Source organism: Rhizobium sp. 01T417 (assembly GCF_056398905.1).
Window position 1 is genome coordinate 63536 of record NZ_JBFTQH010000009.1, and the last position, 26527, is coordinate 90062.

At 60.9% G+C, this 26527-nt stretch carries 26 protein-coding genes, 1 tRNA gene and 1 pseudogene; 14 read left to right on the forward strand and 14 right to left on the reverse strand.

The annotated features are described in order from the left end of the window. Positions 1-28 precede the first annotated feature (28 nt). Both AC1DPR_RS11965 and AC1DPR_RS11970 read left to right on the forward strand, forming a co-directional pair. A complete protein-coding gene (locus AC1DPR_RS11965; RefSeq protein WP_113470014.1) occupies positions 29-925 on the forward strand; it encodes a LysR family transcriptional regulator in 897 nt (298 codons plus the stop codon). A gap of 593 nt (positions 926-1518) precedes the next feature. Beyond that, a pseudogene (locus AC1DPR_RS11970) lies at positions 1519-1623 on the forward strand (LysR family transcriptional regulator); the annotation flags it as partial. Between the two features lie 13 nt (positions 1624-1636). Here the strand turns inward: AC1DPR_RS11970 and AC1DPR_RS11975 are convergent. Further along, positions 1637-2488, reverse strand: coding sequence for a LysR substrate-binding domain-containing protein (locus AC1DPR_RS11975; RefSeq protein WP_018116688.1), 852 nt, complete (start codon positions 2486-2488; stop codon positions 1637-1639). Positions 2489-2594: 106 nt separating this feature from the next. Between AC1DPR_RS11975 and AC1DPR_RS11980 the strand changes: the two genes are divergently transcribed. Next, positions 2595-3593: a zinc-dependent alcohol dehydrogenase family protein gene (locus AC1DPR_RS11980; protein WP_018856897.1), complete on the forward strand. Its 999-nt coding sequence runs from the start codon at positions 2595-2597 to the stop codon at positions 3591-3593. Between the two features lie 40 nt (positions 3594-3633). On the opposite strand, the gene AC1DPR_RS11985 is transcribed toward AC1DPR_RS11980, so the two are convergent. Beyond that, positions 3634-4791: an adenosylhomocysteinase gene (locus AC1DPR_RS11985; RefSeq protein WP_113470065.1), complete on the reverse strand. Its 1158-nt coding sequence runs from the start codon at positions 4789-4791 to the stop codon at positions 3634-3636. Positions 4792-4883: 92 nt separating this feature from the next. Then, on the reverse strand, positions 4884-5774 hold the full coding sequence (locus tag AC1DPR_RS11990; protein ID WP_018856895.1) for a LysR substrate-binding domain-containing protein: 891 nt from the start codon (positions 5772-5774) through the stop codon (positions 4884-4886). 255 nt (positions 5775-6029) lie between these two features. Between AC1DPR_RS11990 and AC1DPR_RS11995 the strand changes: the two genes are divergently transcribed. From AC1DPR_RS11995 to AC1DPR_RS12015, 5 genes are all read left to right on the forward strand, one after another. Further along, positions 6030-6542: an NUDIX hydrolase gene (locus tag AC1DPR_RS11995; protein WP_026371750.1), complete on the forward strand. Its 513-nt coding sequence runs from the start codon at positions 6030-6032 to the stop codon at positions 6540-6542. Positions 6543-6604: 62 nt separating this feature from the next. Beyond that, entirely contained in the window at positions 6605-8104 is a 1500-nt protein-coding gene (locus AC1DPR_RS12000; RefSeq protein WP_018856893.1) for an inorganic phosphate transporter, read from the forward strand. Between the two features lie 13 nt (positions 8105-8117). Further along, on the forward strand, positions 8118-8855 hold the full coding sequence (locus AC1DPR_RS12005) for a 16S rRNA (uracil(1498)-N(3))-methyltransferase (protein WP_018856892.1): 738 nt from the start codon (positions 8118-8120) through the stop codon (positions 8853-8855). Between the two features lie 149 nt (positions 8856-9004). After that, positions 9005-10378 carry a glutamate--cysteine ligase gene (locus AC1DPR_RS12010; RefSeq protein ID WP_018856891.1) on the forward strand — a complete coding sequence of 458 codons (1374 nt, stop codon included), beginning with the start codon at positions 9005-9007 and terminating at the stop codon, positions 10376-10378. Positions 10379-10476: 98 nt separating this feature from the next. After that, entirely contained in the window at positions 10477-11337 is an 861-nt protein-coding gene (locus AC1DPR_RS12015) for a DUF937 domain-containing protein (RefSeq protein ID WP_018856890.1), read from the forward strand. A gap of 87 nt (positions 11338-11424) precedes the next feature. Here AC1DPR_RS12015 and AC1DPR_RS12020 read toward each other — a convergent pair whose 3' ends face one another. Then, on the reverse strand, positions 11425-11724 hold the full coding sequence (locus AC1DPR_RS12020; RefSeq protein ID WP_018856889.1) for a DUF1127 domain-containing protein: 300 nt from the start codon (positions 11722-11724) through the stop codon (positions 11425-11427). Between the two features lie 202 nt (positions 11725-11926). Here AC1DPR_RS12020 and AC1DPR_RS12025 point away from each other — a divergent pair, with 202 nt between their 5' ends. Beyond that, a complete protein-coding gene (locus AC1DPR_RS12025) occupies positions 11927-12883 on the forward strand; it encodes a LysR substrate-binding domain-containing protein (RefSeq protein ID WP_018856888.1) in 957 nt (318 codons plus the stop codon). A gap of 2 nt (positions 12884-12885) precedes the next feature. Here AC1DPR_RS12025 and AC1DPR_RS12030 read toward each other — a convergent pair whose 3' ends face one another. Next, the gene (locus AC1DPR_RS12030; protein WP_018856887.1) at positions 12886-13518 is read right to left on the reverse strand and encodes a TetR family transcriptional regulator; all 633 of its coding nucleotides are present in this window, start codon (positions 13516-13518) and stop codon (positions 12886-12888) included. A 389-nt stretch (positions 13519-13907) separates the two neighbouring features. Here AC1DPR_RS12030 and AC1DPR_RS12035 point away from each other — a divergent pair, with 389 nt between their 5' ends. Beyond that, positions 13908-14813, forward strand: coding sequence for a hydrogen peroxide-inducible genes activator (locus tag AC1DPR_RS12035; protein ID WP_025659470.1), 906 nt, complete (start codon positions 13908-13910; stop codon positions 14811-14813). Here the strand turns inward: AC1DPR_RS12035 and AC1DPR_RS12040 are convergent, their stop codons facing one another. The 3 genes from AC1DPR_RS12040 to AC1DPR_RS12050 form a co-directional block, all read right to left on the reverse strand. Continuing rightward, complete coding sequence (locus AC1DPR_RS12040; protein ID WP_112667585.1) at positions 14814-15689, reverse strand: dienelactone hydrolase family protein; 876 nt, start codon at positions 15687-15689, stop codon at positions 14814-14816. A 98-nt stretch (positions 15690-15787) separates the two neighbouring features. Further along, positions 15788-16210: an MAPEG family protein gene (locus AC1DPR_RS12045; protein WP_018116127.1), complete on the reverse strand. Its 423-nt coding sequence runs from the start codon at positions 16208-16210 to the stop codon at positions 15788-15790. A gap of 105 nt (positions 16211-16315) precedes the next feature. Then, positions 16316-17071 (reverse strand): SDR family oxidoreductase, encoded by a 756-nt coding sequence (locus tag AC1DPR_RS12050; RefSeq protein ID WP_477816407.1) that lies wholly within the window; start codon positions 17069-17071, stop codon positions 16316-16318. Positions 17072-17166: 95 nt separating this feature from the next. On the opposite strand from AC1DPR_RS12050, the gene AC1DPR_RS12055 reads away from it, so the two are divergent. Next, positions 17167-18084, forward strand: a complete 918-nt coding sequence (locus AC1DPR_RS12055) for a LysR family transcriptional regulator (protein ID WP_477816408.1) — start codon at positions 17167-17169, stop codon at positions 18082-18084. A gap of 1 nt (position 18085) precedes the next feature. Here the strand turns inward: AC1DPR_RS12055 and AC1DPR_RS12060 are convergent, their stop codons facing one another. From AC1DPR_RS12060 to AC1DPR_RS12070, 3 genes are all read right to left on the reverse strand, one after another. Continuing rightward, the gene (locus AC1DPR_RS12060) at positions 18086-18646 is read right to left on the reverse strand and encodes a hypothetical protein (RefSeq protein ID WP_113470017.1); all 561 of its coding nucleotides are present in this window, start codon (positions 18644-18646) and stop codon (positions 18086-18088) included. Positions 18647-18648: 2 nt separating this feature from the next. Next, on the reverse strand, positions 18649-20133 hold the full coding sequence (guaB, locus tag AC1DPR_RS12065) for an IMP dehydrogenase (protein ID WP_018856881.1): 1485 nt from the start codon (positions 20131-20133) through the stop codon (positions 18649-18651). Between the two features lie 178 nt (positions 20134-20311). Next, entirely contained in the window at positions 20312-21301 is a 990-nt protein-coding gene (locus AC1DPR_RS12070; RefSeq protein WP_477816409.1) for an MBL fold metallo-hydrolase, read from the reverse strand. A gap of 251 nt (positions 21302-21552) precedes the next feature. Here AC1DPR_RS12070 and AC1DPR_RS12075 point away from each other — a divergent pair, with 251 nt between their 5' ends. Beyond that, on the forward strand, positions 21553-22977 hold the full coding sequence (locus AC1DPR_RS12075; protein WP_113470019.1) for a DHA2 family efflux MFS transporter permease subunit: 1425 nt from the start codon (positions 21553-21555) through the stop codon (positions 22975-22977). A gap of 3 nt (positions 22978-22980) precedes the next feature. On the opposite strand, the gene AC1DPR_RS12080 is transcribed toward AC1DPR_RS12075, so the two are convergent. Genes AC1DPR_RS12080 through AC1DPR_RS12090 form a run of 3 tightly spaced genes read right to left on the reverse strand, consistent with a single transcriptional unit; the run spans position 22981 to position 25688 of the window. Beyond that, a complete protein-coding gene (locus AC1DPR_RS12080) occupies positions 22981-23364 on the reverse strand; it encodes a VOC family protein (protein WP_018856878.1) in 384 nt (127 codons plus the stop codon). A gap of 59 nt (positions 23365-23423) precedes the next feature. Then, positions 23424-24143 carry an RlmE family RNA methyltransferase gene (locus AC1DPR_RS12085; RefSeq protein WP_018856877.1) on the reverse strand — a complete coding sequence of 240 codons (720 nt, stop codon included), beginning with the start codon at positions 24141-24143 and terminating at the stop codon, positions 23424-23426. Between the two features lie 9 nt (positions 24144-24152). Next, the gene (locus AC1DPR_RS12090) at positions 24153-25688 is read right to left on the reverse strand and encodes a Ppx/GppA phosphatase family protein (RefSeq protein ID WP_025659477.1); all 1536 of its coding nucleotides are present in this window, start codon (positions 25686-25688) and stop codon (positions 24153-24155) included. A gap of 256 nt (positions 25689-25944) precedes the next feature. On the opposite strand from AC1DPR_RS12090, the gene AC1DPR_RS12095 reads away from it, so the two are divergent. Then, positions 25945-26018 (forward strand) — tRNA-Gln (locus AC1DPR_RS12095). Between the two features lie 131 nt (positions 26019-26149). Then, positions 26150-26524, forward strand: a complete 375-nt coding sequence (locus AC1DPR_RS12100; RefSeq protein WP_477816410.1) for a DUF6538 domain-containing protein — start codon at positions 26150-26152, stop codon at positions 26522-26524. Positions 26525-26527 lie beyond the last annotated feature (3 nt).

Sequence of the window (26527 nt, forward strand, 5' to 3'; positions counted from 1 at the left end):
TATTCCAAAAGGATAAACAATCTGACGAATGACCAATATCGGTGATCTCGAAATTTTCGCAAAGGTCGTTTCGACGGGGAGCATGTCGCTTGCCGGCCGGGCTCTCGGCTTTTCGCCGGCGGTCGTGTCGAAGCGGATAAAACGGCTTGAAGATCGGCTCGGCACGCGGCTCCTGCAGCGCACGACGAGGCAGATCTCCCTGACGGAGGCAGGCCAGGGCTTCTACGATCGCGTGCTTGGCATTCTCGCCGGCATCGAGGAGGCCGAATACTACATTTCCGGACGCTCGGCGCAGATGCAGGGCACGCTGAAGGTGACGGCGCCCACCTCGTTCGGACGCATGCATGTCGCCCCGCACCTGAAATCCTTCATGGATATGCATGCCGGTTTGGCGATCAATCTCGTGCTCAGCGACGAATTCACCGATATCATCGGCGAAGGCTTCGACCTTGCCATCCGTATTGCGGAACTGACGGACTCAAGCCTCGTCGCGCGGCGCCTTGCCCCCGTGCGTCGCCTGCTCTGCGCATCGCCGGACTATCTTGCCGCTAACGGCACGCCCCAGACCATCGAAGATCTCAAGCACCACCGCTGCCTGCCCGCCCACAACAACGATGCCTGGCGGCTGGAGGGGCCGGAGGGTCCGCTTTCCCTGCGGCCGGAAGGAATGCTCGTCACCAATTCAAGCGAGGTCATCAGGGAGGCCGTCATATCGGGGCTCGGCATCGCGCTGCGCTCCACCTGGGACATCGGCAGGGAGCTCCAAGACGGACGGTTGGTGCACATCCTTATTGCCTACGAAGGATCGCGCAACGTGACGCTTTCCGCGGTCTATCCCAGCCGCCAGTTCCTGCCGGCCAAGGTACGGCTGTTCATCGACTATCTCGCCGAGATCTACGGACCGGTTCCCTACTGGGAACGCTAGCTGTGGGTTTTCAGGAGGTTGTCCATTCGGAGCGGATTAAGGAGACTGGAGTTACACACTCAGCCTTGCAGGATCGCTCCGACTGAACATCCATGAGAACGCCGGTTTTGATGCCGCTTTGTCGAGAGGAGATGGCGCGCAACGTCGTCGACGACCGTTGTTCCAAAGCCCAGGCGGCAGGGTTTACCGCGTCACGCCGTGCCGCCGATCTGGTAGTGCATCAGCCAGATCCAGACGAGCAAAAGCAGAAAGGTGAAGTGAACGCGAATGGTCGTGCCAGCGATCGTGCCGAGATTCAGAGACCAACCCATCTTCATAACTCCAGGAAATGCGGGGGTGCACTATAAGCGCTTGCCGGGATCAGAGCACCTCAGGATGAAACAGCGACCTGTGGCTTACAATCTTCACTACCCCTAATAGAGATCTAGTGCGATTAATGCGCAATACCTTGTCGCCTTTTCCAGTCACCGCGACAGGCAAAATTTCAGGGTTGATCGAACCGGGAGATCGGATCCTAAGGACCGGCGCGGCGGACCTGGCACCCAAAACCCACTGGCCCGCTTAGTCTTGAGGCCCTGCTCACGAGGCGGGGGCTTTCCGCAGTCTTTCCCAGCCGCCAGTTCTTGCCGGCCAAGGTAGGGCTGTTCATCGACTATCTCGCCGAGATCTGCGGCCCGGTTCCCTACTGGGAACGCTAGAGGTTTCCAGCGCTCAATTCGCCAGTCTCTCGATGACGAGATTAAGCAGCGCCCGCAAGCGCGCCTGCCGTTTCATATCCCGGTGATAGCCAATCCAGGTGTCGCGCCCCGGCGGCGCTTCACCGAGGTCGACCGGCTCGATATCAGCGATTGAATCGCCAAGGGGGCGCGGCAGGACGGCGAGCCCGGCCCCATTCCTGCACAGCGTCGCCTGGACATCGCGGTTGTTGCTGCGCATGGCAATCTCGGCCTTTGGCAGAAGACGCGTCAGCCATGTCACATCAGGCATGCCGCCAAACGCCTCGTCCATCGTTACCAGGCGCGCGCCCGCGCCATCTCCTGCCTTCGGGTGCTCCGCCCCTCGGCGGATGTAAAGCCGGTAGTCGATATGCAGCAGCTTCCTCGATATCACGTCCGGCTCGGTAAAGGGCGCGATCCGAACGACGACATCCGCCTCCCGGCGGGAGAGACTGAGCAGGCGGCTATCGGTCAGCAATTCCACGACGATCTTCGGATAGCGCAGCGAGAATTCCGCAAGGACCGGCGCCAGCACATGTGCACCGAACCACTCCGAAGAGGACAAGCGCAGGAAGCCGCTCAATTGCCGGCTCTGTCCGGCAAGTTCGCGTTCGAGCCCGAGTGCTTCCTCTTCCATCCGCTCGGCGTGGGCAAAGACGGCTGCGCCCTCGTCGGTCATCACAAACCCGTCGGCTGTCCGCTGAAACAGGGTCTGGCCGAGCGAGATTTCGAGGGCGCGAAGGCGACGCCCCATCGTCGGCTGCGTCAGGCCGAGGCTGCGGGCGCCGGCGCCGAGAGTTCCCTGGCGCGCAATCGCCAGAAACAGTTTGAGATCGCTCCATTCCACAAGCCGACTCCCATACAAAAATGTATGAACTTTGTGCAATGTCTTTCATTTCCATTCTCATATCAACGGCGCATTCTCCGGGCAACAACAGACGAAGGAGAGTTGCATGTCACAGATCACAACGATGAAGGCGCTCCTGATCGACGCGCCGAACGCGGATTTCCGCCTTGCCGAGATCGCCCGGCCGGCGCCGCGCGAAGGCGAGGTTTTAGTCCGTATCAAGGGAAGCGGCGTCAATCCGCTGGACACCAAGATCCGCGCCGGCAATGCCACCCATGCGCGCCATCCGTTCCCGGCCGTTCTAGGTATGGACATTGCCGGCGTCGTCGAGCAGGTCGGTCCCGGCGTCACCGAGTTCCATCGCGGCGACGAAGTCTATGGCATGACCGGTGGCGTCGGCGGCATCCAGGGCTCGTTGGCTGAATTCGCAGCGGTCGACGCCCGGCTGATCGCGCCGAAGCCCAACAATCTCTCGATGCGGGAGGCAGCAGCCCTGTCGCTGATCGCGATTACCGCCTGGGAAGGATTGGTCGATCGAGCCAATGTCAGCGAAGGCCGGCAGGTTCTTGTCCTCGGCGCCGGCGGTGGCGTGGGGCACATTGCCGTACAGATCGCAAAAGCCGCGGGTGCTGATGTGTTTGCCGTCGACGGTGGCTCCAAGGCTGGCTATCTCAGAAGCCTTGGAGCAACGCCGATCGACTACAGGGTAGAGACCGTGGCGGACTATGTCGGCAATCACACGGCCGGCAAGGGCTTCGACATCGTCTGCGATACCGTCGGCGGCCCGGGCCTCGATACAGCCTTCCAGGCGGTCGGCCGGTTTGGCCACGTCGTCAGCGCGCTCGGATGGGGGACGCATGCGCTTGCCCCGCTGTCGTTCAAGGCGGCGACCTATTCGGGCGTCTTTACGCTGCTGCCGCTTCTGACCGGCGAAGGGCGAAGCCACCACGGCGAGATCCTGCGCGAGGTGGGCAAGCTCGTCGAGGCCGGCAAGCTGATGCCGAGGCTGGACGCGCGCCGCTTCGGACTTTCCGACGCCGCCGAAGCGCACGCGTTGATCGAAAACCGTCAGGCAAACGGCAAGCTGGTGGTGGAGATCGCCTGAAATCTGGACGCGCGGGGCGGAATCTCGCCGCGCCCGTCACCTATCGCGCCAGATCGAGATAGGCGCTCGCCACCATGGCATCGATATCCGCGGGTACCGGGACGAGACAGCTCTCGGCGCCGACTTCGCGTCTGGCGACACGCTCGAGGCAGCGCGCCTGCAGCGTGAAACCAAGATCCATCGATTCAACGGAATTGCCGAGCGGCCTGGGACCGGCGAGGTTCGCCATGTGGCCACCGCCGAGAACATGGAAAGAGCGACCGTCCTTCAGGTGCAGGGTCTCGATGTGATCCGCCTCGTAGCGATCGATCCGCACGACATCGGGGTGCTGCCGGAATGCGGCAACGTCGATCTCATTCGGGAAATGTCCGCCATTCATCAGGATTGCACCATCCTTGATCAGCGGAAGGTCGGCTGCGGTGATGATCGCGGGAAAGCCCGTAACGGTGACGAGCACGTCGGCCGAGGCAATCGCCTCGTTGCGCAGCGGCGTGGAAAATCCGTCAAGATGCGCCCCCAGCGCCGTCACCGGATCGATATCAACGACGCTGACGGCTGAAAACGCGTTGCGGAAACAGGCGGCGGTTCCCTTGCCGCAGGCCCCGTAGCCGACAACCGTCACACGCTTGCCGTTGGTCGAGCGGTTGGTGAAGCGCATGTAGCTTTCGAAAAGGCTCTGGCCGACGGCATGTCTGTTTTCGGCGAACTGCTTGATCGGGCTGTCGTTGATGACCAGGATCGGCATGTTCAATTTTGCCCGTATCGGCAGCAGGCGTGTGCGGCCTGACGTAGTCTCCTCGGTGCCTCCGAGAAGGCTGGCGTAAGGAGCCCCGGCCGCAATCGCCAAGAGGTCGCCGCCGTTGTCGAGCAGAAGATCCGGCTTTTCCGCGACGACCGCCTGCAGGCTCTCATGATGCGCGACTGGGTCCGTTGTCTGGGTCGCGAACACAGTGATCCCCTGCGAACGGAGAAACTCGACAGTCGAAGGCTGCGTGCTGTTCAGATTTCCGGTGCAGACAAGCCGTGCGCCGCCGGCTTTTAGGGTCATCAGCAGCGCCACGGTCTTCGGCTCCAGATGAATCCCCGTGCCGATGGTCAAGCCGTTGAACGGTTGGGTCTTCTCGAATTCTGCCGCCGTTGCCTTGAGCAACCTGCAGCTGTTGCCGATCCATTCGATGCGGCTTGCTACTCTTTGCATATCCATGTCCTTTTGCTCGCAACGCAGTGTTAGGCTCGGCAGCGCCTTTCGACCATGGAGATAATTCTGCGCAATAGGGCAGAAAATCTGCCCTATTGCGTCGCCGCGCCAGAGCGGAGCAACCAGTCGCGAAGGGCGACGAACGCGGGTTTCGGCGAGTCGACGTTGCGACAGCACAGGCTATAGCCGGCCAGTCGGCGAATGAAGCCATAGGGTGCAGCAAGCAGATTGCGCTGCAAGTCATCTTCGATGGCAGCGCGCGGCGCGAGCACAACACCAATCCCCGATCGCACCGCCCCGAGCACCAGCAGCAGATCCTCGAATTCCTGCTTGCGCCGGAACATCACGGCCTGAGTGCCGCTCTCGGCAAACCACTCCTGCCAAAGGGTTGGCGCGCTGCGGCTGACAAGAGCGGTGATCTCCACCATCCGCGCGGGATCGCCGGCGATCCTTTCTGCCAGATCCGGTGTCGCGACGGGTCCGAATTCGTCCTCCATGAACTTGACCGCTGTCACCCCTGCCGTTGGCCGGTATTCGGCGCCCATGATGACGGCGTCGAGTTCCGGGTGCAGCGCCAGCGGCTCGACGACCGACATCGGCACGATATCGACGTCGACGACGCCAAGCTCAGCCTGCATGTTTGCAAGCCGCGGCATCAGCCACCATATAGCAAAGGCCGAAGGCACGCCGAGGCGAATGCGGCGATCCTCGCCACCGACAAAATCTGCAGCGGCGCGTTCCAGCGTCGCGAAGGCAGCGGTGGAGGCCTCCGCGAACAGTGCAGCTTTCGCGGTCGCAGCCAATTTTCTGCCATCGCGTTCGAACAGTTTCTCACCGAAATAGTTCTCCAGGATCGAGATCTGCTGGCGCACCGCGCCGCGTACAACACCAAGCTCGGCGGCGGCGCCAAGAATGCTGCCGTGACGGTATACGGCTTCAAAGGCGCGAATGGCTTTTAAGGGAGGAAGACGCATGATTACCATAGTATTGACATAACAGTGTATGAGATGACGCCGCCGTTGATTGAAATGCAAGGCGCGCTCATATTGAACGCCTGTGCATTGGCGGAATCAGGATAGTATCTGACGGATTTTTTGTTACCCGGCGAAACAAAAAGTTCCTATTGATAGTTATCAAATCCGAGCCAAAAGCATGAAATGCGTATGGATCGCGCAAGCTTTCCAGCGGATACTAATATAGACGACTCACTCGAACAGAACGCCAAGGTGACCCGACCGTTGACTCTTCTCGCCCGCCTCGCTGCAGACGTCCAGCTCATGTTTCGGCGCCCTCCGCGTCAACAATATGCTGCGCTCTGCTATCGGGTCAAAAAGAAAACCAACGACGTTGAAGTACTTTTACTGACCAGCCGCGACACCGGCCGCTGGGTGATCCCCAAGGGATGGCCGATGGACGGAAGGTGCTCGTATGAGGTCGCCGCACGCGAGGCATTCGAGGAAGCCGGTGCGCGCGGAACCGTCGAGAACGAGCTCCTTGGTTCCTACTCCTACCCTAAGGTGTTGAAGAACGGCCTAAAGGTCACCTGTAAAGTGCAGGTCTATGCTCTCGAGGTTCTGGAGATCGCCAAGAACTTCAAGGAAAAAGGCGAGCGCAAGGTGGAGTGGGTCTCCTGCGACGAGGCTGTGAAGCGCGTTCATGAGCCTGAACTTCGCAATCTCATCCTGCTGTTCAAGCGCCGCATGACGGAACAGCTTGCGGCAAGCATGCCAAAGCAAATTCCGGCGGAATGAATACTGCCATCTTGCGCTGCTAAACTTGGCGGCGCTAAAGCAGGATTCAACGAAGGAATAGCATGCCCAACCGATCAGCCGTCCTCACGAAACGAACGCTCGACAAAGACCTCGACAAGCTTACGCATGTCGAGGATGCGACGAAGTTCGTCTCGCGCAAACTGGTGGCGCCGGGCCTCGGGCTGATCTTCCTTGGGCTAGCCATGCTTTTCGCGGGCGTCTATGTCTTTGACCGGCCAAGCGCCGTGCTGGTGATCGCGGCAGCGGCGCTCGCCGCCTACATGGCCATGAACATCGGTGCAAACGACGTTACCAATAACGTCGGCGCCGCCGTGGGCGCCCGAGCGATGACGATGGGGCAAGCTCTTGTCATCGCAGCCATCTTCGAAATTCTCGGGGCGACAGTTGCCGGCGGCGAGGTCGTCAAGACGATCTCCTCCAGCATCGTGGATGCCGTGCAAGTCCCACCAGGCACACTCAGCTGGATCATGATAGCGGCACTGATGGCCGCCGCATTGTGGATCAACCTCGCGACCTGGATGAACGCACCGGTCTCGACCACGCACGCGATCGTCGGCGCGGTGATTGGAGCGGGTATCGGCGCGGTCGGTCCGGACCCGGTGAACTGGCGGGTGATGGTCGAGATCACATCGGCCTGGGTGACTTCGCCGCTGCTTGGCGGCGTGATTGCGGCCGGCCTGCTTTTCCTCGTGAAGAGCCTGATCATCTACCGCGACGACAAGATTGCCGCGGCGCGGCGTTGGGTCCCCGTTCTGATCGCGATGATGCTCGGTGGCTTTGCTTCCTACATGGTGCTGCAGCTTACGCCCGCTGGCGCGTTTTCCTCGTTCACAATCCTCCTTTTCGGCGTCGCGGCCGGCGGCCTCGGATGGTTTGCCGCGCGTTCATTCGTTCACAGGCAGGCCGTAGGGCTGGAAAACCGCAACAGCTCGCTGCGCGTCCTCTTCCAGATTCCCCTGATTGGCTCGGCAGCTCTGCTCTCCTTCGCACATGGTGCCAACGACGTATCCAACGCAGTCGGCCCACTTTCGGCAATCGTGCGCGCGGTCGCGGGATCCGCAGCCGGCCCGAATGGCCAGCCCCCGATCTGGGTGCTGCTCATCGGCGCCTTCGGTATCTCGGTCGGCCTACTGTTGTTCGGGCCGCGCCTGATCCGGCTGGTCGGTGAACAGATCACCAAGCTCAACCCCATGCGCGCCTATTGCGTTGCGCTGTCGACGGCCTTCACGGTTATCGTGGCCTCGTGGCTCGGCATGCCCGTCAGTACGACGCATATCGCGGTCGGTTCCGTGTTTGGCGTCGGCTTCTTCCGCGAGTGGTACACCCGGAACTCGAAGCGACGCATCCGGTACGTGCGGCGCAAGGCGGAAAGCTGGGCGATTGATGAACCGGAAGATCCGAACACGCATGAGGTTCGTCGCCGCTATCTCGTTCGCCGTTCGCACTTCATGACGATCATCGCCGCCTGGATCATCACGGTGCCGGCCTCGGCAGCGCTTGCAGCGATGATCTATTGGGTTATGTTCGCGCTCTTTGTATGAGCAGGACTTTTCGATGCGCGCCAATTTTCGGATGCAACGGCTGTTTGTGGACGCTCCCCTGGCCGCCGGAGCAACGGTCGAGACGACGGGCGACCACTTCAACTATCTCGCCAACGTACTGCGCATGACTGATGGCGCCGAACTGCTCGTCTTCAATGGCCGCGATGGCGAGTGGAAGGCGCGCCTCACCTTTCCAACGCGGAAACGGATTGTAGTGGTCGCCGAGGAGCAGACCCGCCCGCAGCCGGCAGCGTCCGATCTGCACTATCTCTTTGCACCACTGAAGGTCGGGCGACTCGACTACCTGGTGCAGAAGGCCGTCGAGATGGGCGCAGGCCTTCTGCGTCCAGTGATGACCCAGCATGTGCAGGGCAAGATCACCAATCTCGACAAGCTGAAGGCAAACGTCATCGAGGCAGCGGAGCAATGCGGCATACTCGATATCCCCGACGTTGCCGAGCCCGTGAAGCTGTTCGACCTGCTGGACACTTGGCCGAGCGACCGCCGCATCATCTATTGCGACGAGGGCGATGCGGGGCAGAACCCGCTACCACTGCTGTCCAAGATCAGCGAGCGACAGCTGGCGCTCCTTGTCGGCCCAGAGGGCGGTTTCTCTGAGGAAGAGCGCGCGCGGCTGCGCGGCCTTGATTTCGTGACCGCAATCCCGCTTGGGCCGCGGATCCTCAGAGCCGATACGGCTGCGGTTGCTGCCATGGCAGTCATTCAAGCGTCGATCGGCGACTGGAATTAACCTTAGGATCGGTCGCAGCCGAAATATCCTGCTATTTTTTTGATGGACCGTTGAAACAATTTCACTTGCAACATACGTGGGAGCGGTCCTAATCACCCTTCCAATTGCCCGGGTTTTTCCAGGCGCTCTCCCATTGCAGGTAGACTTGAATGGCTCGCGATACCACCGACCAGACGCCACTCTCTTCGGTTCAGGAGCTGACCGATTATCTTGCCGCGGGGAACAAGCCGGCGGAAAAATTCCGCATCGGTACCGAGCATGAGAAGTTTGCCTTCTTCCGGGCGGACAACGGCCCTGTGCCGTATTTCGGCGAGGCCAGCATTTCGGCGCTGTTGAAAGGCCTTCAGCAGAAATCCGGCTGGGACCCGATCATGGACGGCGACAACATCATCGGCCTGGGCGAGCCGAACGGAATGGGCGCGATATCGATCGAGCCTGGCGGCCAGTTCGAACTGTCCGGCGCGCCGCTGGAAACGATCCACGAGACCTGCAAGGAATCGAATACCCATCTGGCGACGTTGCGCGAGATCGCCGAGCCGATGGGCATCCGCTTCCTCGGCATTGGCGGCAGCCCCAAATGGACACTGGCCGAAACGCCTGTCATGCCGAAATCCCGCTACGAGATCATGACCCGCTACATGCCGAAGGTCGGCGCCAAGGGTCTCGACATGATGTATCGCACCTGCACCATCCAGGTGAACCTCGACTTTTCCTCCGAAGCCGACATGCGCAAGAAGATGCGGGTTTCGATGAAGCTTCAGTCTCTGGCAACCGCGCTGTTTGCCTCGTCGCCCTTTACCGAAGGCAAGCCCAACGGCCTGCTCTCCTGGCGCGGCGACATTTGGCGCGACACCGACAACAATCGCTCCGGTCTGCTGGACTTCACCTTCCGCGACGATTTCGGTTTTCATGATTATGCCGAATGGGCCCTCGACGTGCCGATGTATTTCATCGTGCGCGACGGGCACTATCACGACTGTACCCACATCACGTTCCGCCAGTTCATGAACGGCGCGCTGAAGGGCGCGGTTGCCGCCTGGGAGCCGACGATGGGCGACTGGACGAACCACCTTTCGACCCTCTTCCCCGACGTTCGCCTGAAGCGCTTCCTAGAGATGCGCGGTGCCGATGGCGGCCCGTGGCGGCGCATTTGCGGGTTGCCGGCCTTCTGGGTCGGGCTTCTCTACAACGATGCTGCACTCGAAGACGCGGATATGCTGACCAAGGACTGGACATTCGACGAGGTCAACGCGTTGCGCGATGCCGTCCCGTCTCAGGGTTTAAGGGCAAAGTTCCGCGGCCATGAGCTTTATGAGACGGCGCGCGAAGTGATCGCCGTTTCGAAGTCCGGTCTCCGAGCGCGCAACAAGCTCAACAAGGAAGGCCAGGACGAAACCATCTTCCTTGCGCCGCTCGACGAAGTCATGGCCAAGAAGGCGACTTTGGCCGAGGATCTGCTGGCGCTGTATCACGGCCGCTGGAACGGTTCCGTGGAGCCTGTCTTCGAAGAGTATCAATACTAGGGTCTACCCTAAGCCCTTCTGCAAAAAGCGGTTTGCGCATTCCTTTTTCCGGCTATAGTGACGCAATTACGCGTTGCGAAACCGGGAAAGGGATTACCATGCTGCCACTCTTCGACATGATGATGCAGGCCCAGAACGGCGCGGCGATGGATGCGGTCTCCAAGCAGTTCAATCTTGCCCAGGAGCAGGCCACAAAGGCGATGGCCGCGCTGATGCCGGCATTTTCCGCCAGCCTGAAACGGAGCAGCAGCAACCCCTACGACTTCATGGGGCTGATGCAGGCGGTCGCCTCCGGCAACTACGCCAAATATTTCGAGGACATGGGCAAGGCCTTCACCCCGCAAGGAATCGATGATGGCAACACCATCCTCGGGCAGCTGTTCGGCTCCAAGGAGGTCTCGCGGGCGGTTGCGGCGCAGGCTGCCCAGATGACCGGGATCGGCCAGGAGATCTACAAGCAGATGCTGCCCGTGATGGCCGATACTTTGATGGGCGGCCTGTTCAAGCAGTCGATGGGGCAGATGAACGCGCCCGTCAATCCATTCATCAACACCGCCATGGGCGAAACCATCCAGAAATGGCTGGAAAGCACCGGCTTTGCGCCGAAGCAGAAGGCCGCTCCGGAGCCCACCATCTTCGACAATCCTTTCACTCAGGCCATGCAGCAGATGTTCGGCATGCAGAAGCCGGAGGCAGAGAAGACGGTCACCAATCCGTTTTTCGACAATCCATTCGCAAAGGCCTTTCAGGAAATGATGGGCTCGCTCGGAAAGCCGGTTGAGCCGAAACGAGCCGAAGCCCCGAAAGAGCAGGCAAAGGCAGAGGCGGAACGCTACGTCGACATGCTGAACAACATGTTCGACAGCGGGCTCGAGGTTCAGAAGAGCTACCAGAAGAGCATGGAAGCGATCTTCGAGACCTATATGCCGAAGGCGCCCTCCACTCCCCCGAAGGCATAAAAAAACCCGGAGACGGCTGGGAGGCCGGTCACCGGGTAAGAGGCAGGGCTATTGGCTATCACCCTGCGGGGAAAAACTGGGCCGGTCTCAATCCTTTTGGGACCGGAAGAGCGACTTCGGTCCGCGGTTGCGCGCGGATTTAGTCAGGTGTTCCGACGGATCTTCAAAGAAGGTGGACGCCAGGAACGCGGAAGTGAGATCGGTCCTGCTAAGGCCGATATCCTTCAATTGATTGTCATCGAGCTCGTTCAGCTTGTTGATCTCCATACGGTTGCGGATCACGCGCAGTACGGATGACAGCGTTGCAAAGCCATTTACGAGACGCTGGAAGAACGTCAGCGAGGTCTGGCTGCAGTCGAGTTCGAGTATCCGGTCTGTCGTGCGCATGGGACGATCCTTTCATTGGCGCGCAACAACCCACCCCTCCCGCGAGGTCGAGCGGCAAGGCATCGGGTTGAAATCGGAGCGGACAGGCAGGGTGTCTGTCCTTCACTTTGCTTGATTTGCACCCCGAAGATGCCAAACACCTATTGATCAGTCCAACGAATGTTTCTAATGATTAACATCAGAGATCTTTATAGGTGAACTCATGTCAGCGCCTCTCGATATTGATCAGTTGCAGACCTTCATTGCGATTGTGGATTCCGGCAGCTTCACCAAGGCTGCCGACAGAGTCTACAAGACGCAGTCCGCTGTCTCCATGCAGATGCGGCGACTGGAAGAGCGCATCGGCAAGCAGCTTTTCATCAAGGACGGGCGCGGCAACCGCCTCACCGTCGAAGGCGAGAAGCTCTTGAACTATGCGCGACGAATCATTCGCCTCAACAACGAAGCGATCGCAGCCTTTGATGACAACCGTCTCGAGGGCACGCTGCGCATCGGCACGCCCGATGACTACGCCGACCGCTACATGCCCGAGATCATCGGCCGCTTTGCCAAGACGCATCCGAACGTCGAGCTTTACATTGTCTGCGAACCCTCGGTGGGCCTCGCCGAGCGCATGAATCGCGGCGAGCTCGACATCGCGCTGGTGACCCACAATCCGCGCGAACGCATGTCGGATGTCGTGCGAACGGAACCGCTCTGCTGGGTCGGCTCTGCCAACCATCCGATCCGTGACGATGCCCCTGTGCCGCTCGCCGTCGGCCGTCGCGACTGCCAGTGGCGGCAGCTCGCCTGCTCGGCGCTGGATGCGGTCGGTCGCGAACACCAGATCCTGTTCACCAGCTGGTCGTGCACCGTCGTCGCGGCCGCGGTCCTCGCCGGCATGGCCGTTTCCGTCATGCCGGAATCGGCTCTGCGCACGGGGATGAAGGTGCTAAGCCAGGCGGACGGCTTCCCTGCCCTGCCCCCGGTCCAGATCGGCATCATGAAGCGGCCGGGTGTTTCCATCTCGCTGATGAACGCGATCACGGCGCATATCACCGCCTGCCTCGACAACATCACGCCCGCTGTCGTCGATGACAATCTCGACGCTGACGTCAAGAACGCCTATGGGCGGGCTCAGCCCCGCCTCAAGGTCGCTGGCATCGTCCCGAGTTGGTAGGCTCAGGCGGCAACCGGTGAGAGGAAGGCTGTTCGGATCACGCGCTTCCACTCATCCAGGATGCGTCTTGCAAGGGAATCCTCGCTGACGACCGCAAGGCGGATCGATGCCCCGAGCAGATGGCTGAACAGATAGCTGCGGGCCTGCATGTCGGCTGCGGAGAGCTCAGGTGCGACGCGGCGGACGGTATCCTGAAAGATGTCGGCAATCCGCTTGCTATGCTCGATGTTGAGCAGCAGCAGGTCGTGGTCGGTTTCGGTACCCATCCAGATGCCGAGATAGGCGGCATCGTTGCGATAGTCGGCGTAGTGCCAGTCGATCGTCGCGACGAGTACCTCGAGCGCATGGTCGACGGAGTGCACGGACGCAAAGGCCTCGGCGATGCGCGTCTGGAGCGCCAGCGCATGGCGGTCGAAGAGCGCTTTGACGATCGCCGCCTTCTCGGGAAAATACTGATAAACGGAACCAATCGGAACCTTGGCGGCGACGGCCAGTTCCGTCATCCGCATGGCGCTTACGCCCTTTTCAGCGATGAGTGCGGCTGCGGCCGACAAGATGTGGTCGAGCCGCTGAATACTGCGTTCCTGCTTTGGCTTCCGGCGGAGGCCAATACGATCCAAACTTCCGACCTTCATGTCGTTCCCATTTGTTCTATGTGGAGCGACGGAGGTGGTTCATACCGGCGCCATCTCGCCGATATGACATGCAGGTCTTCACGACTCGTAAACGAGATGCATCGGATTGTATGGATGGGGAAAAGTATAAGAAAATCGGGGTGATACACCCGTATTTGGTCAACTCCGCGTGTTGTTTTGCTCACTTGCGACGGGTTGGACGTTAATCGTTGTGGCCGTGGCTTCTCGGTCGCTGCGCGCACCGATTCGCGCGCGCTACATGTGCCTCAAGTGCCCTCAAATCGGCGGCCACTCAGATGCCACCTGAAGAGCGGCCTTGCTCGTAATTCCATTGACCTTCGATAATCTCAAGTCGTACTTAATGAGATTATCGATTGGAAGAGATTATCATGCTAACCTTACGACAGATGCGTTATTTCGATGCGCTGGCAACGACGCGCCATTTCGGCAGGGCCGCCGAAATGGTCCACATCAGCCAGCCGGCGCTGTCGACCCAGATCATGGAAATGGAAGAATATCTCGGCGCCAAGCTAGTCGAGCGAACGCGGCAGAGCACGATCCTGACGCCGAAAGGCGAAGAGGTTCTGCACTATGTCCGCGCCATCCTGCATCAGGTCGACCTGCTCGAGCAGACGGCCCGAAAGGGCGAAGGCACGCTCGAAGGTCTGATCCGTATCGGAATTATTCCGACAGTCGCGCCCTACCTCGTCCCTCAGTTCGTTCCGCATCTGCGCAAGACTTACCCCAGCGTTGAGGTGGAACTTCGGGAGGCGGTCACCGATCGGTTGATGGCGGACCTCCTGACGGGAAAGCTCGATGCCGTGATCGCGGCCTTGCCGCTCGATATCGAAGGCATCCAGACGCGACCGCTCTTCACCGACCGCTTCTTCATGGCCGTAGCGGACAACGGCGAGGCGGTGCTGATGTCGCCGCTCACCGAGCATGAAGTAAATGTCGATCGCCTGCTACTGCTCGAGGAAGGACATTGCCTGCGCGATCAGGCCCTTGCCGTCTGCAGCGCCGGCAAGCGCAGCCTCGTCAACTTTGGTGCGACCTCAATGGCGACGCTGCTGCAGATGGTGTCGCATGATATGGGCATGACGCTCATTCCCGAGATCGCCATTCCGACGGAGACCAGCCGCAATTCGATCCGCATCGTGCCCTTTACCGATCCACAGCCGTCGCGCGAGATCTGCCTTGCCTGGCGTCGCAGCAACCATCGTGGCAAGGAGATGGAGGCGCTGGCAGAGGCGATCATCGCTGTCGCCCCTGCGCCGCGCGAGCTGGCGGCCTGATCAGGCCAGGTTCTTCTTCAGGAATTCGACAGTCCTGCTCCAAGCGAGGTCGGCCGCCTTCTTGTCGTAGCGAGCCGCCGACGTGTCATTGTTGAAGGCGTGGTTGACGCCGTCATAGACGAAGATCTGGAAGTCCTTGCCATTGTCCTGCAGCGCCTTCTTGTAGGCGTCGATGCCGGCATTGATACGGTCGTCGAGGCCGGCGTAATGCAGCATCAGCGCAGCCTTGATACCAGGCACATCGGCCGCCTTCGGCTGGGCGCCGTAATAGGCAACACCCGCCTTCAGGTCCGGCGAGGCAACAGCGAAATCGTTAACCAGCCCGCCACCCCAGCAGAAACCGATCACGCCGACCTTGCCATTGGAATTGTCGAGTTTGCTCAGATATGTAAGCGTCGCCTCCGCGTTCGCCACCGTGGCGGGTCGGTCGAGCGTGCTGAACATCTCGCGGGCTTTGTCCTCATTCTCCGGCGTGCCGCCCTGGGGCGAGAGGAAGTCTGGCGCCAGCGCGATGAAGCCCTCCAGCGCCATGCGGCGCGCGACATCGCGGATGTGCGGGTTCAGACCGCGGTTCTCGTGGATAACAATCACGGCGCCGAGTTTTCCCGATGCATCCTTGGGTTCGACGAGGTAACCTTTCATCTCACCAGCTCCACCGGGATAGGTGACGTCCTTGGCCACCACCCGCGTGTCGTCGGCGGCGATCATTTCGGCGCTTGCCTTGTTGGCCGCAAGCATCGGTGCGATGACAGCGGCTGCGCCGGCGGAACCGGCCAGTTTCGTCAGCTTGTCCATGAAGTTGCGGCGATCGAGTGTCAGATGCGTGTATTCGTCGTAGGCGTTGATCATCGCCTGCGTGATTTCCGGCTTGTTCATTTGAGGCCTCCCGTTCCCTACCTGTCGGCTTTCGCCTGTTGGGGAAGATAGGTCAGCGGCCAGTAACGCAGGAACAAAACTGCGTTACTTCAAGTCGCTCAACCGTTCGCGAATGCCATCCAGGCGGCAACCCACATCCACATGGCGCCGAGCACCACATAGCCGCAGGCAAAGAGCGGGCTGCGATAACGCAGATTGTTGCTGGTCACGTGGATGAAGGCGTGCAGATAGCGCGATGCGACAAAGATCCAGGCAAGAACAACGGCGACGAGGTTATCGGCTTCCGTCATGTAAAGAAGGACGCAACAGGCGTAGAAAAGCACCGGCAACTCGAACTGGTTGGCGAGGCAATGCTTGACGACAAGGCCTTCCGCTGGCTCGTCGCGATTTTCCCGGTAGTTCGATCGCCGGATCTTGCCCCCCCGAACCAGCTTTTGCCGGCGGTACGAGAGAAGCATGTAGAGGAAATAGACTAGGGCTACGTGGGCAATAATGGGCCAGAACATCTCGTAGCCGGTCATGCTGTCTCTTCCTTGCGGTTTTTCCGTTTGATTTCCACGCTGTAGAGGAAAACAACCGACGCCGCAAATGCCCGTCGCGATTGTGCGACGGGCATGGCTGCTGCATCAGACCTGGGCGATGCCGCCATCGGCGAAGAGTTCTGCGCCAGAGACGAAGCTCGATTCATCCGAAGCCAGGAACAGAGCTGCGGAGGCGATTTCTTCGGCGCGACCGACGCGGCCCATCGGAACCTGCGAACTGAGATAGTCGAGAAGGCCCTGCTGGTCAGCCTTGTCCTTGCCTGCGAGTTCGACCAGGCCGGTCGTTTCCGTCGGGCCGGGGCTAAGCGTGTTGACGCGGATGCCGCGGTCCTTGAGATCGAGGATCCAGTTGCGCGCGAAGTTGCGGATCGCCGCCTTCGAGGCAGCGTAGACGCTGAAAGCGGGCGTGCCCGTCGCACCGGCCGTCGAGCCCGTCAGAATAACCGACGAGCCGTTACCGAGCAGCGGCAGTGCCGTTTGCACGGTAAAGAGCACGCCCTTGACGTTGCGGTTGAACGTGTCGTCAAACTGTTCTTCGGTGATCTGACCGAGCGGCGCGAACGAGCCCCCGCCTGCGTTGGCGAAGAGCACGTCGATGCGGCCGGCCTCTTCCTTCACGCGATTGAACAGACGATCGAGATCGGCCTGCTTGGCGGAGTCGGCCTGGATGCCGATGACGTTGCCGCCGATCTCGTCGACAGCCGCGGCGAGCACATCTGCGCGGCGGCCGGTGATGAAGAGGCGAGCGCCTTCGGCGACGAAACGCTTCGCCGTGGCGAGACCGATGCCCGACGTGGCGCCGGTTATCACTGCAATCTTGCCATTCAATTTCTGAGTCATTGTCGTCGTCTCCTTTTGTTCGACTGAGCAGAAGATATCGACGAGCCGATCGTTTCGAAATAGAAAGGAATGAAAACCATTGTTGCAAATACGAAATGATGAAGCTGCCAGACTTCGAAGGCCTCGCGATGTTTGCCAAAGTGGCGGAGGAGCGATCGTTCGCCCGCGCGGCAAAGACGCTGGGTATTTCCGTAGCAACCGTTTCGCGCGGCGTCGCACGCCTGGAACAGAGACTGGGCGCCCGGCTGTTCAATCGGACATCGCGCCAACTGTCGCTGACGGAATTCGGCCTCCGTCTCGCCGAGCGCGCGTCGCGGATCTACTCCGATGCGGAGGAGATCGAGAATGCGGCGCTCGAGCTGTCGAGCCGTCCCCGCGGTCTGATCCGGCTGGCAGCGCCAATGACGTTCGGCGTGCATTGGATTGCACCGATCCTGCCCGAGTTCTTTGAACTCTACCCCGACATCAGCATCGATCTTCACATGAGCGACGCGAACGTCGATCTCGTGGGGGAAGGTTTCGATGCTGCGCTTCGTATCGCGGTTTTGCCGGACTCGTCCCTAATTGCCCGTCGGCTCGCGCCGGTTAAGCCGTTCATTCTGGCGTCGCCTGCCTATCTCGAGAAATACGGATGTCCTGAGCATCCTCGAGAGCTGGCCGCGCATCACTGCCTCGGCTATGCCTATCGGCCACGCCAGGACATATGGCGGCTGACGAATAAGGCAGGCGAGGAGGAATTCGTCACCCCAACCGGCCCACTTCGGGCGACCAATTCGGAAGCATTGATCCCAATGGCGTTGCGCGGCCTCGGCATCTGCGAGCTGCCGGAGTTCATGGCCAGCGAATATCTAGCTGACGGGCGCTTGAAGGCGATCTTGACCGATTGGAGCCTGCCCAGCGGGGCACTTTATTTTGTCACGCCGTCCGCACGCGCACGACCGGCAAAGGTCGAAGTATTATCGGAGTTCATGGCGGCTCGCCTTTCCAATCCGCCATGGCGTTGGCCGCGGTAAGCTACTGCTCGCCCTCTTCGCCGCGCATCGCACGAACGACAGCGAAGCGGATGATGACGACGAGGCAGATGGCGAGGCTTGCGAATTTCAGCCGTGTCATCCACGGCAACAACTGCGCGGCCTGATCCGCCCAGGCACTGTCCCCGAAAGCGATCAAGCTGGAGACATTCTCGCCGTAGTCGGCGAGGCCATAGATGAAGGGGAGCGCATAGATCAGCTTGGCGAAGAACGGCCGAATCGGGCGGTTGAAGTATGAGCCGCCGGGTCTCAGCTTGATCAAGACCAGCAAGAGGAGTGCCGTCAGAAGTGCCGGAAAGATCAGCTCGGGACCAGCGTACATGGCCCGCAACAGATTGTTGGCAATCTCGTTCTCGCCGAGGAGCCGCTGCATCCGGCCGACGGTCAATTCGTCATAACCGGCGAAATAGATATCGAGAACGGCTTGCCCGGTTTCGTGCTTGAAGGGGACAACAAAGCCGAACGTCGTCCACGCAAGCACGCCAAGGCAGATAGCCGCGAGCAGCGCAATAATCCAGAGCGGAATACGGCTGCCCGCGTTCATTTTCAGCCGCCGGAGCCCGGATAGTTGGGGCTCTCGCGGGTGATCGTCACATCGTGAGGGTGGCTTTCGCGAAGGCCGGCGCCGGAGATGCGCACGAAGGTCGCGCGCTCCTGGAAGTCCTTGATGTCCTTGCCGCCGACATAGCCCATGGCTGCCTTGAGGCCGCCTGCAAGCTGATGCAGGACGCCCGAAACCGGGCCCTTGTAGGGAACTTGGCCTTCGATGCCCTCAGGCACGAGCTTCAGCGTATCGCGCACTTCCGCCTGGAAGTAGCGGTCTGCCGAGCCGCGCGCCATGGCGCCGACGGAACCCATGCCGCGATAGGCTTTGAAGGAACGGCCCTGGTAGAGATAGACTTCACCCGGGCTCTCATCGGTGCCGGCGAGCAGCGAACCGATCATGACAGCGGAAGCGCCGGATGCGATCGCCTTGGCGACGTCACCCGAGAACTTGATGCCACCGTCGGCGATGACAGGGATATCCTGCGCCCGTGCTGCCTCAACCGCCGACATGATGGCTGCGAGCTGCGGAACGCCGACACCGGCGACGATGCGCGTCGTGCAGATCGAGCCCGGGCCAATACCGACCTTGACGGCATCGGCACCTGCATCGATCAGCGCCTTGGTGCCGTCAGATGTCGCGACGTTGCCGGCCATGACGCGGACGGAGTTGGACAGCTTCTTTACTCGTCCGACGGCATTGAGAACGCCCTGCGAATGACCATGCGCGGTATCGACGACGAGAAGATCGACGCCTGCCTCGATCAGGCGTTCGGCGCGCTCGAAACCATCGTCACCGACGCCGACAGCGGCAGCGGCGCGAAGGCGGCCCTGCGCATCCTTGGATGCGTTCGGGTTGAGCTGCGACTTTTCAATGTCCTTGACGGTAATGAGACCGACGCAGCGGCCTTCTCCGTCGACCACCAGCAGCTTCTCAATGCGATGCGCATGAAGCAGACGCTTGGCTTCCTGCTGGTCGACGCTTTCCTTGACCGTGACGAGATTCTCGCGCGTCATCAACTCGTAGATCTTCTGCTTCGGATCGGAGGCGAAGCGAACATCGCGATTGGTCAGAATACCGACGAGACGGCCGGACTTTTCAACGACCGGGATGCCCGAGATGCTGTAAGTCTTCATCAGCCCGAGCGCATCGGCGAGCGTCGCGTCGGGACCGATCGTAACCGGGTTGACGACCATGCCGCTTTCGAACTTCTTGACCTGGCGGACCTGTTCGGCCTGCTCGGCCGGCGTCAGGTTCTTGTGGATCACGCCAAGGCCACCGGCCTGAGCCATGGCGATGGCAAGGCGGCTTTCCGTGACGGTGTCCATGGCCGAAGAGATGATCGGGATATTCAGCTCGAAGTCAGTGGCGATGCGCGTTGCAACGCTCGTCTGACCGGGCAGGACCTCGGAATGACCGGGCTGCAGGAGCACGTCATCGAAGGTGAGTGCATCCAAACCGGTTGGCGTTTCTATGATGCGAGCCATGGCCAATTTCCTTCAATTAAGAAAAATGCAACGCCTCCCGGAACGAATCGTCCGCACCGGCAGTGTGCAAGGGTTGCTTTGGAAGTTGGCGAGGGCTGGTAACACGTCTATGACAGGAAGTGAATAGCAAAAAGCCCGACGTGTTCGCCGGGCTTGGTGTGGCTGCCATGCAGCGGTCTCACAGGTCGAACTGATAGGTCTTCGGAACGAAGCGATATCCGTCGTCGTGTGCCTCGACAAAGCCGACGGCGGGGAACGGCATGTGGTAGCCTAGGAAGGCAATCTTGTCGGCCGCGATCATGCCGAAGACCTTGCGGCGCGTTGCTGCTGCCTGCGCCTTGTCCATATCGAAACGAACCTCCCAATCCGGCTTCTGCAGCGACAGAATATAGTGATTGGCGGTGTCGCCCGTTGCCACGAGGCGCTTACCCTCGGATTCGATGTGGAAAACCATGTGGCCCTGCGTGTGGCCCGGCGCCAGCATTGCGGTGATGCCGCTTGCAACGGTGCCGCCATCGCCGATGAACGTCGCTTTCTCGGCAAGCGGCACGACGTTGGCGAGAACTGTCTTGTGACCGCCTTCGGCGGCTGTGCCTTCACGCGCTTTGTCCGTCCAGAAATCGTATTCGATCTGGCCGATGACGTAACGCGCGTTCTTGAAGGCCGGTGCGCCCCCTTCCATCAGGCCGCCGATATGATCGCCATGCAGATGGGTCAGCGCGACCAGCGTGATGTCGTCGGGCGAATAGCCGGCAGCCTTGAGCCCATCGCGAAGCAGCCCGCTGCCGCGGGCGCGACCGCCTTCGCCAAAACCCGTATCGACAAGGATGACATCCGATCCTGTGTCGATCAGCGTCGGTGCGTAAGTATTGACGAACTTGTCGGTCGGCAGGAAATTCCTCGCAAGCAGCTCCTGAACCGTTTCCGGCTTCTGGTTGGTTGCGAAGGTTTCATAGGGCTTTTCGGCAATCGTGGCGCCGTCCTTGAAGACGGTAAATTTGTAGGAGCCGAGTTTAAACTGATTGAACTGGGGCTGCGGCGTCGCATCCATCTTGGTCTTGTCTCCACTTACGGCCATAGCGGCCGTCTCTTTCAAAATCATCGGCGTCGCCAGCAGGCTGATGCCCGCAGCAAGCAAAGTGCGCCGTTTCATCCCCGGTAGTGCCATATCCCGCCTCCCAATAGCGTGCAGCATCACTGCCGCATACCCCCAAATGACCAACAGCCGCCGCGTTTGTTGCACCCGACCAAAACAAGCATATGTCAATCTTGGCCGTTGAATTTGCTGAGCAAGCGGTCTCACGCAGACGTGATGCAAACGTGCTTCGGAAGCGGAATGAAGGGTTGGCAGAGCCTGTCGCGAGGACTACAGAGCACGGGCCTCCACCGCCTTCGCAAGACCTTCAAGGCATTTCGCGTATGAACCGCATCGTTCCGCTGATCCTCGCCGTTGCTCTCTTCATGGAGCAGATGGACTCCACCGTCATATCGACCGCCCTGCCCGCCATCGCCAACGATCTCCACGTCGGGCCGATCACGCTGAAGCTGGCACTGACCTCCTACATGGTGTCGCTTGCGGTCTTCATTCCGATCAGCGGCTGGATGGCGGACCGGTTTGGCGCCAAGCGCATTTTCCGCCTGGCCATCTGCGTCTTCGTCGTCGGGTCGATCTTCTGCGCAATCTCGTCCGGCCTGATCGAGTTCGTCATTGCGCGCTTCCTGCAGGGCATGGGCGGGGCGATGATGACGCCGGTTGGCCGCCTTGTGCTTCTGCGAACGACGAAGCGAAGCGAGCTTGTCTCGGCGATGGCCTTGCTGACCATCCCGGCGCTCGTCGGACCGTTGGCCGGACCGCCGTTAGGCGGCTTCATCACCACCTATTTCACCTGGCACTGGATCTTCCTGATCAACGTGCCGGTCGGCATTGTCGGCGTCTGGCTGGCAACGATTTTCCTGCCGGAGGTTGAGGCGACGGCGCCGCCGAAGCTGGATTTCACCGGCTTTTTGCTGACATCGTTTTCGGCCGCCGGCGTCGTCTTCGGCCTTTCCGTCGTCAGCCTCCCGGCCTTGCCGCCCGTTATCGGCATCATGGCGACGGCAATCGGCCTCGTCTGCGGTTTTCTCTATGTGCGCCATGCCAAACGGCATCCAGCGCCGATCCTCAATCTGAACCTCTTCCGCAATCCGACGTTCCGCGCATCGACAACCGGCGGCACGCTGTTTCGCATCTGTATCGGCGCCATGCCCTTCCTGACGCCGCTGATGCTGCAGCTCGGCTTCGGCCTGACGCCGTTCCAATCGGGTCTCATCACTTTTGCCGGCGCGATCGGGGCGATCACGACCAAGTTCATGGCGCGTCGCGTTTTCGCGGCTGCCGGCTTCCGCACCACACTGCTTTCGGCAGCAGGGGTGACGACCGTGGTTACGGTCGCGACCGGCTTCTTCACGCCACAGACGCCACATCTCGTCATCATCGCCATTCTTTTGGTCGGCGGCTTCTCGCGCTCGTTCTTCTTTACCGGCGTCAATGCGCTGGCCTTTGCCGACATCGACGATGCACAGGCGAGCCAGGCAACGTCGATGAGCTCGGTGATGCAGCAGATCAGCCTGGCGCTTGGCGTCGCGGTTGCCGCAGCAATCCTTGAAACATCGATCCATTTCCGCGGCGAGGCGCTGCAGGTGGCCGACTTCCACGTCGCCTTCTACGTGATCGCGATCCTGACTGTCGTGGCGACCATCCCGTTCATCCGGATGGACAGGAGCGCCGGCGCGCTTGTTTCCGGCCACCGTGCGAAGCGCATCACCCCGGCGACGATCGAGGCGGAACAACAGGCCGTGAAGTAAGGCCTATTCCGGAGTCTCGCAGACGGCGCTCAGCTTGTTGCCATCCGGATCGCGCACATAGGCGGCATAGAAATTGGCATGGAACGGCCGCAATCCGGGGGCGCCTTCGTCTACGCCGCCCGCGGCAAGGGCTGCGGCATGAAACGCATCGACGTCCGCACGGCGCTCGGCATGAAGCGCGACCATCGAGCCGTTGCCAGTTGATGCCCGCCTGCGGTTGAACGGGGTTACGATCCAGAGCCGGCATCGGGTGTCGCCATCTGCGGCGTAGCCGATTTCCTCTTCGGAGTAGCGCTGGCGGCGATAGCCGAGCAGCGGCAGAACGATATCGTAAAACCGCCGCGCTTCATCAATGTCGTTGGTTCCGAGGGTGACGTATAGGAGCATGGTACCCGGGCATTCCAAGTCTTGGGAGACCGGATCATCACCCGAGACCAGCCCAAAGATCAAGCTTCGGTGACATCGGGCTCCATCTGGCGGCCCTTGAAGCCTTTCGCCAGCAGGAACATCTCCACCGATTCGGCCCGCGACGACGGCGGCTTGACGTGGACAACCTGCTTGAAATGCCGCTTCAGCATGTTGAGAAGATCGCGTTCGGTGCCTCCCTGGAAGGTCTTTGCCAGGAAGTGGCCACCCTCCCCCAGCACTTCGATGGCAAAGTGTGCCGCCACTTCGCAGAGATGCATGGTGCGCAAATGGTCGGTACGGTGGTGGCCGGTCGTGGGGGCTGCCATGTCCGAGATCACCAGATCAGGCGTGCCGCCGACGGCCTCGATCAACTGTGCCGGCGCTGACGGATCGAGGAAGTCCAGCTGCAGGATCTTCACGCCCGGCAGCTGATCCATCTCCAGGAAGTCGATCGCCGCCACACGGATATCCTCATCCGTCGAGCCCGTGACCTTGGCAGCGATCTGCGACCAGCTTCCCGGTGCGGCACCCAGATCGATGATGCGGCGGGCGCCCTTCAGGATGCCGTGCTTCTCGTCGATCTCGAGCAGCTTGAAGGCGGCACGAGCGCGATAGCCCTCGAGCTGGGCGCGCTGCACATAGGGATCGTTGATGTGGCGCTGCAGCCATTGCCGCGACGACGCCTTCATCTTCTTGTTCTTGACGCGCTGGCCGAGTTTGCGGCCGGTGCGGCTACCCGCAATCGTTGGCTTCGCCATGCTTGTCCCCTATTTGCCGCGCTGGCCGCGGCGGTTGCGGTGGCGCCGCCAGACGCCGTCGTCCGCCATCATGTCCGTGAGCAGGCCTTCCCTCAAGCCGCGATCGGCAACCCGCATGCGCGGGCTCGGCCAGCGGCGGCGGATCGCCTCCAGAATCGCGCAGCCGGCGAGCACCAGATCGGCGCGATCCGGTCCGATACAGGGATTGGCGGCCCGGCTTGCGAAATCCCACGACAGCAGCTTTGCCTGCATCGCCGAGACCTCGTCGTCCGAAAGCCAGATGCCGTCGACCTTGCGGCGGTCGTAGCGCGGCAGGTCGAGGTGGACGCCTGCGAGCGTCGTCACCGTTCCCGAGGTGCCGATGAGATGGAAATCATCCGCGTGACCGATGTCGATCGCAGGGCAATCGAAGTTGTCGAGCATGCCCGCCACTTCCACCACCATGCCCTCGAAAACATCCGGGGTGACATCGCGCCCGCCATGACGCTCCGATAGCGTGACGACGCCGACGGGAAGCGAGGTCCAGTGGGTGATGTGGTTTGCGAGGCGATTGAAGCGGTTGTCGCCGATACGAATGACCGCGATTTCGGAGGAGCCGCCGCCGATATCGAAGAGGACAACGGAGCGGGTCTCGCGTCCGACGAGCGACGAGCAGCCCGAGACGGCAAGCCGCGCTTCGGTCTCCCGATCGATAATCTCGAGTTCGAGGCCGGTCTCGGCAATGACGCGTTCGAGGAACACGGCCCCGTTGCTCGCCTGCCGGCAGGCCTCGGTCGCGATCAGCCGCATACGGCGGATTTCGCGGCTCTTCAGCTTGGAGGCGCAGACGCGGAGCGCATCGACGGCGCGATCCATCGCATCGTCGGAGAGGCGGCCGCTTGCCGCCAGTCCCTCGCCCAAGCGTACGATCCGGGAGAAGGCGTCGACAACGCGAAACTGACCCGGCCGCGTCGGTTGCGCGATCAGAAGACGGCAATTGTTGGTGCCGAGATCGAGAGCGGCGTAAAGCTCATCCGGCCACGGATATTCGTGGCTGCGCTGCCCTCCTTCGGACGGGCGTGCCCCACGATTATCGTTCTGGCCGGTTCGCAATTCGGCTGCCCCGGCCCGCCCGGCGGGCGCTGGCTGCTGCGGCTGGGCCGGACGTCCGGTCGGCTTTTCATGGACCAGTGGGCGTCCCTGGAGGCCGCGCTTGCCGCGATGCTTGCGGCGATTGCGGCGACTCGGCACCGATTCGCCGTCACCGCGAACAGCGTGCGTCGCGCTTAGGGCGTTTTCGTTGCTTGCCTGATGCTGTTGAACCGCTTCGCCTGGAGCGCCTGCGCCACGACGGCGACGCTTGCGCTTGCGCGCGACATTGTCGGCTTCAATTGGGCGCGCCGCCTCTCCGGCATCGCCGGACAGGACATGCTGAGCGGACTGGTTCGCATTGCGGGATTGCCCACCACGCTTGCCCTTGCGGCGCCTGGATTTCTTGCCATCCCTGCGCCCTGCCGCCGACGCCCCGTTACCTTGCGGCCTTTGGCCGCGTTCGGGGTCTTCCACGTTCTTTTTCCATCGCGCCGCGCAAGTCCAAAAGGTATGCAGCAGGCGCTCATTCGATTTTGCGTTGGCGCGAAGATACCAGCGCATGGCGAAATCACCAAATTCTTTTTGGCGTTAGCGAAATAGGTCCTCTCTTCGAGCTCAAAAGCCAGCGTAAAACCCCTGTTCATTTTTTTCGAAACAGGTATTTGCAATCCGCCAGCTTTTGTTTATAAGCGCCGCACACCAGCGGAGCCGCTTCGAGCGCCGCACCTGCTGGGGAATAGTTCAATGGTAGAACAGCGGACTCTGACTCCGTCGATCTTGGTTCGAATCCAGGTTCCCCAGCCAATTCTCCCTAAATGCCCTTAATTCCTTGATTTTCCGGTCCTGCCGGATATCGTTTTGGCATCATGCGCGACCTGATGCCCAGAGCTGTAGCACACAGGTGATGCCCGCCTAATGAGCGCGGGGGCGTCGCAGTGGCAGGCAAGGGCAACTATCCCATGGCGGTCCGCCACGACGTCCAGAACCTTATTCGCCGCGGCAACATCTTTTACCGGCGGGCGCGTGTTCCCAGTTCTTTCACGCGGTGCCAGCCGGGCAGCCGGCTTTCATTGAGCCTTCATTGTTCGGACCATAAAAAGGCTCAAGCAGTCGGTCGGAAGCTCAACACGCTCATGGCCGAGCTGAAGATGAACTCGAAGGAACCGATGCCCAAGGCGCAGCTCCAAAAGCTTTGCGAACATGAACGCGACGTGATGCGCTTGCATCTTGAAGACGTCTCGATCGCCGCAAGACGCAACGGCCGTCCCGCCGACATCGAAGTGCTGGAGCTCCATCTGGAGAATGGCTGAGCT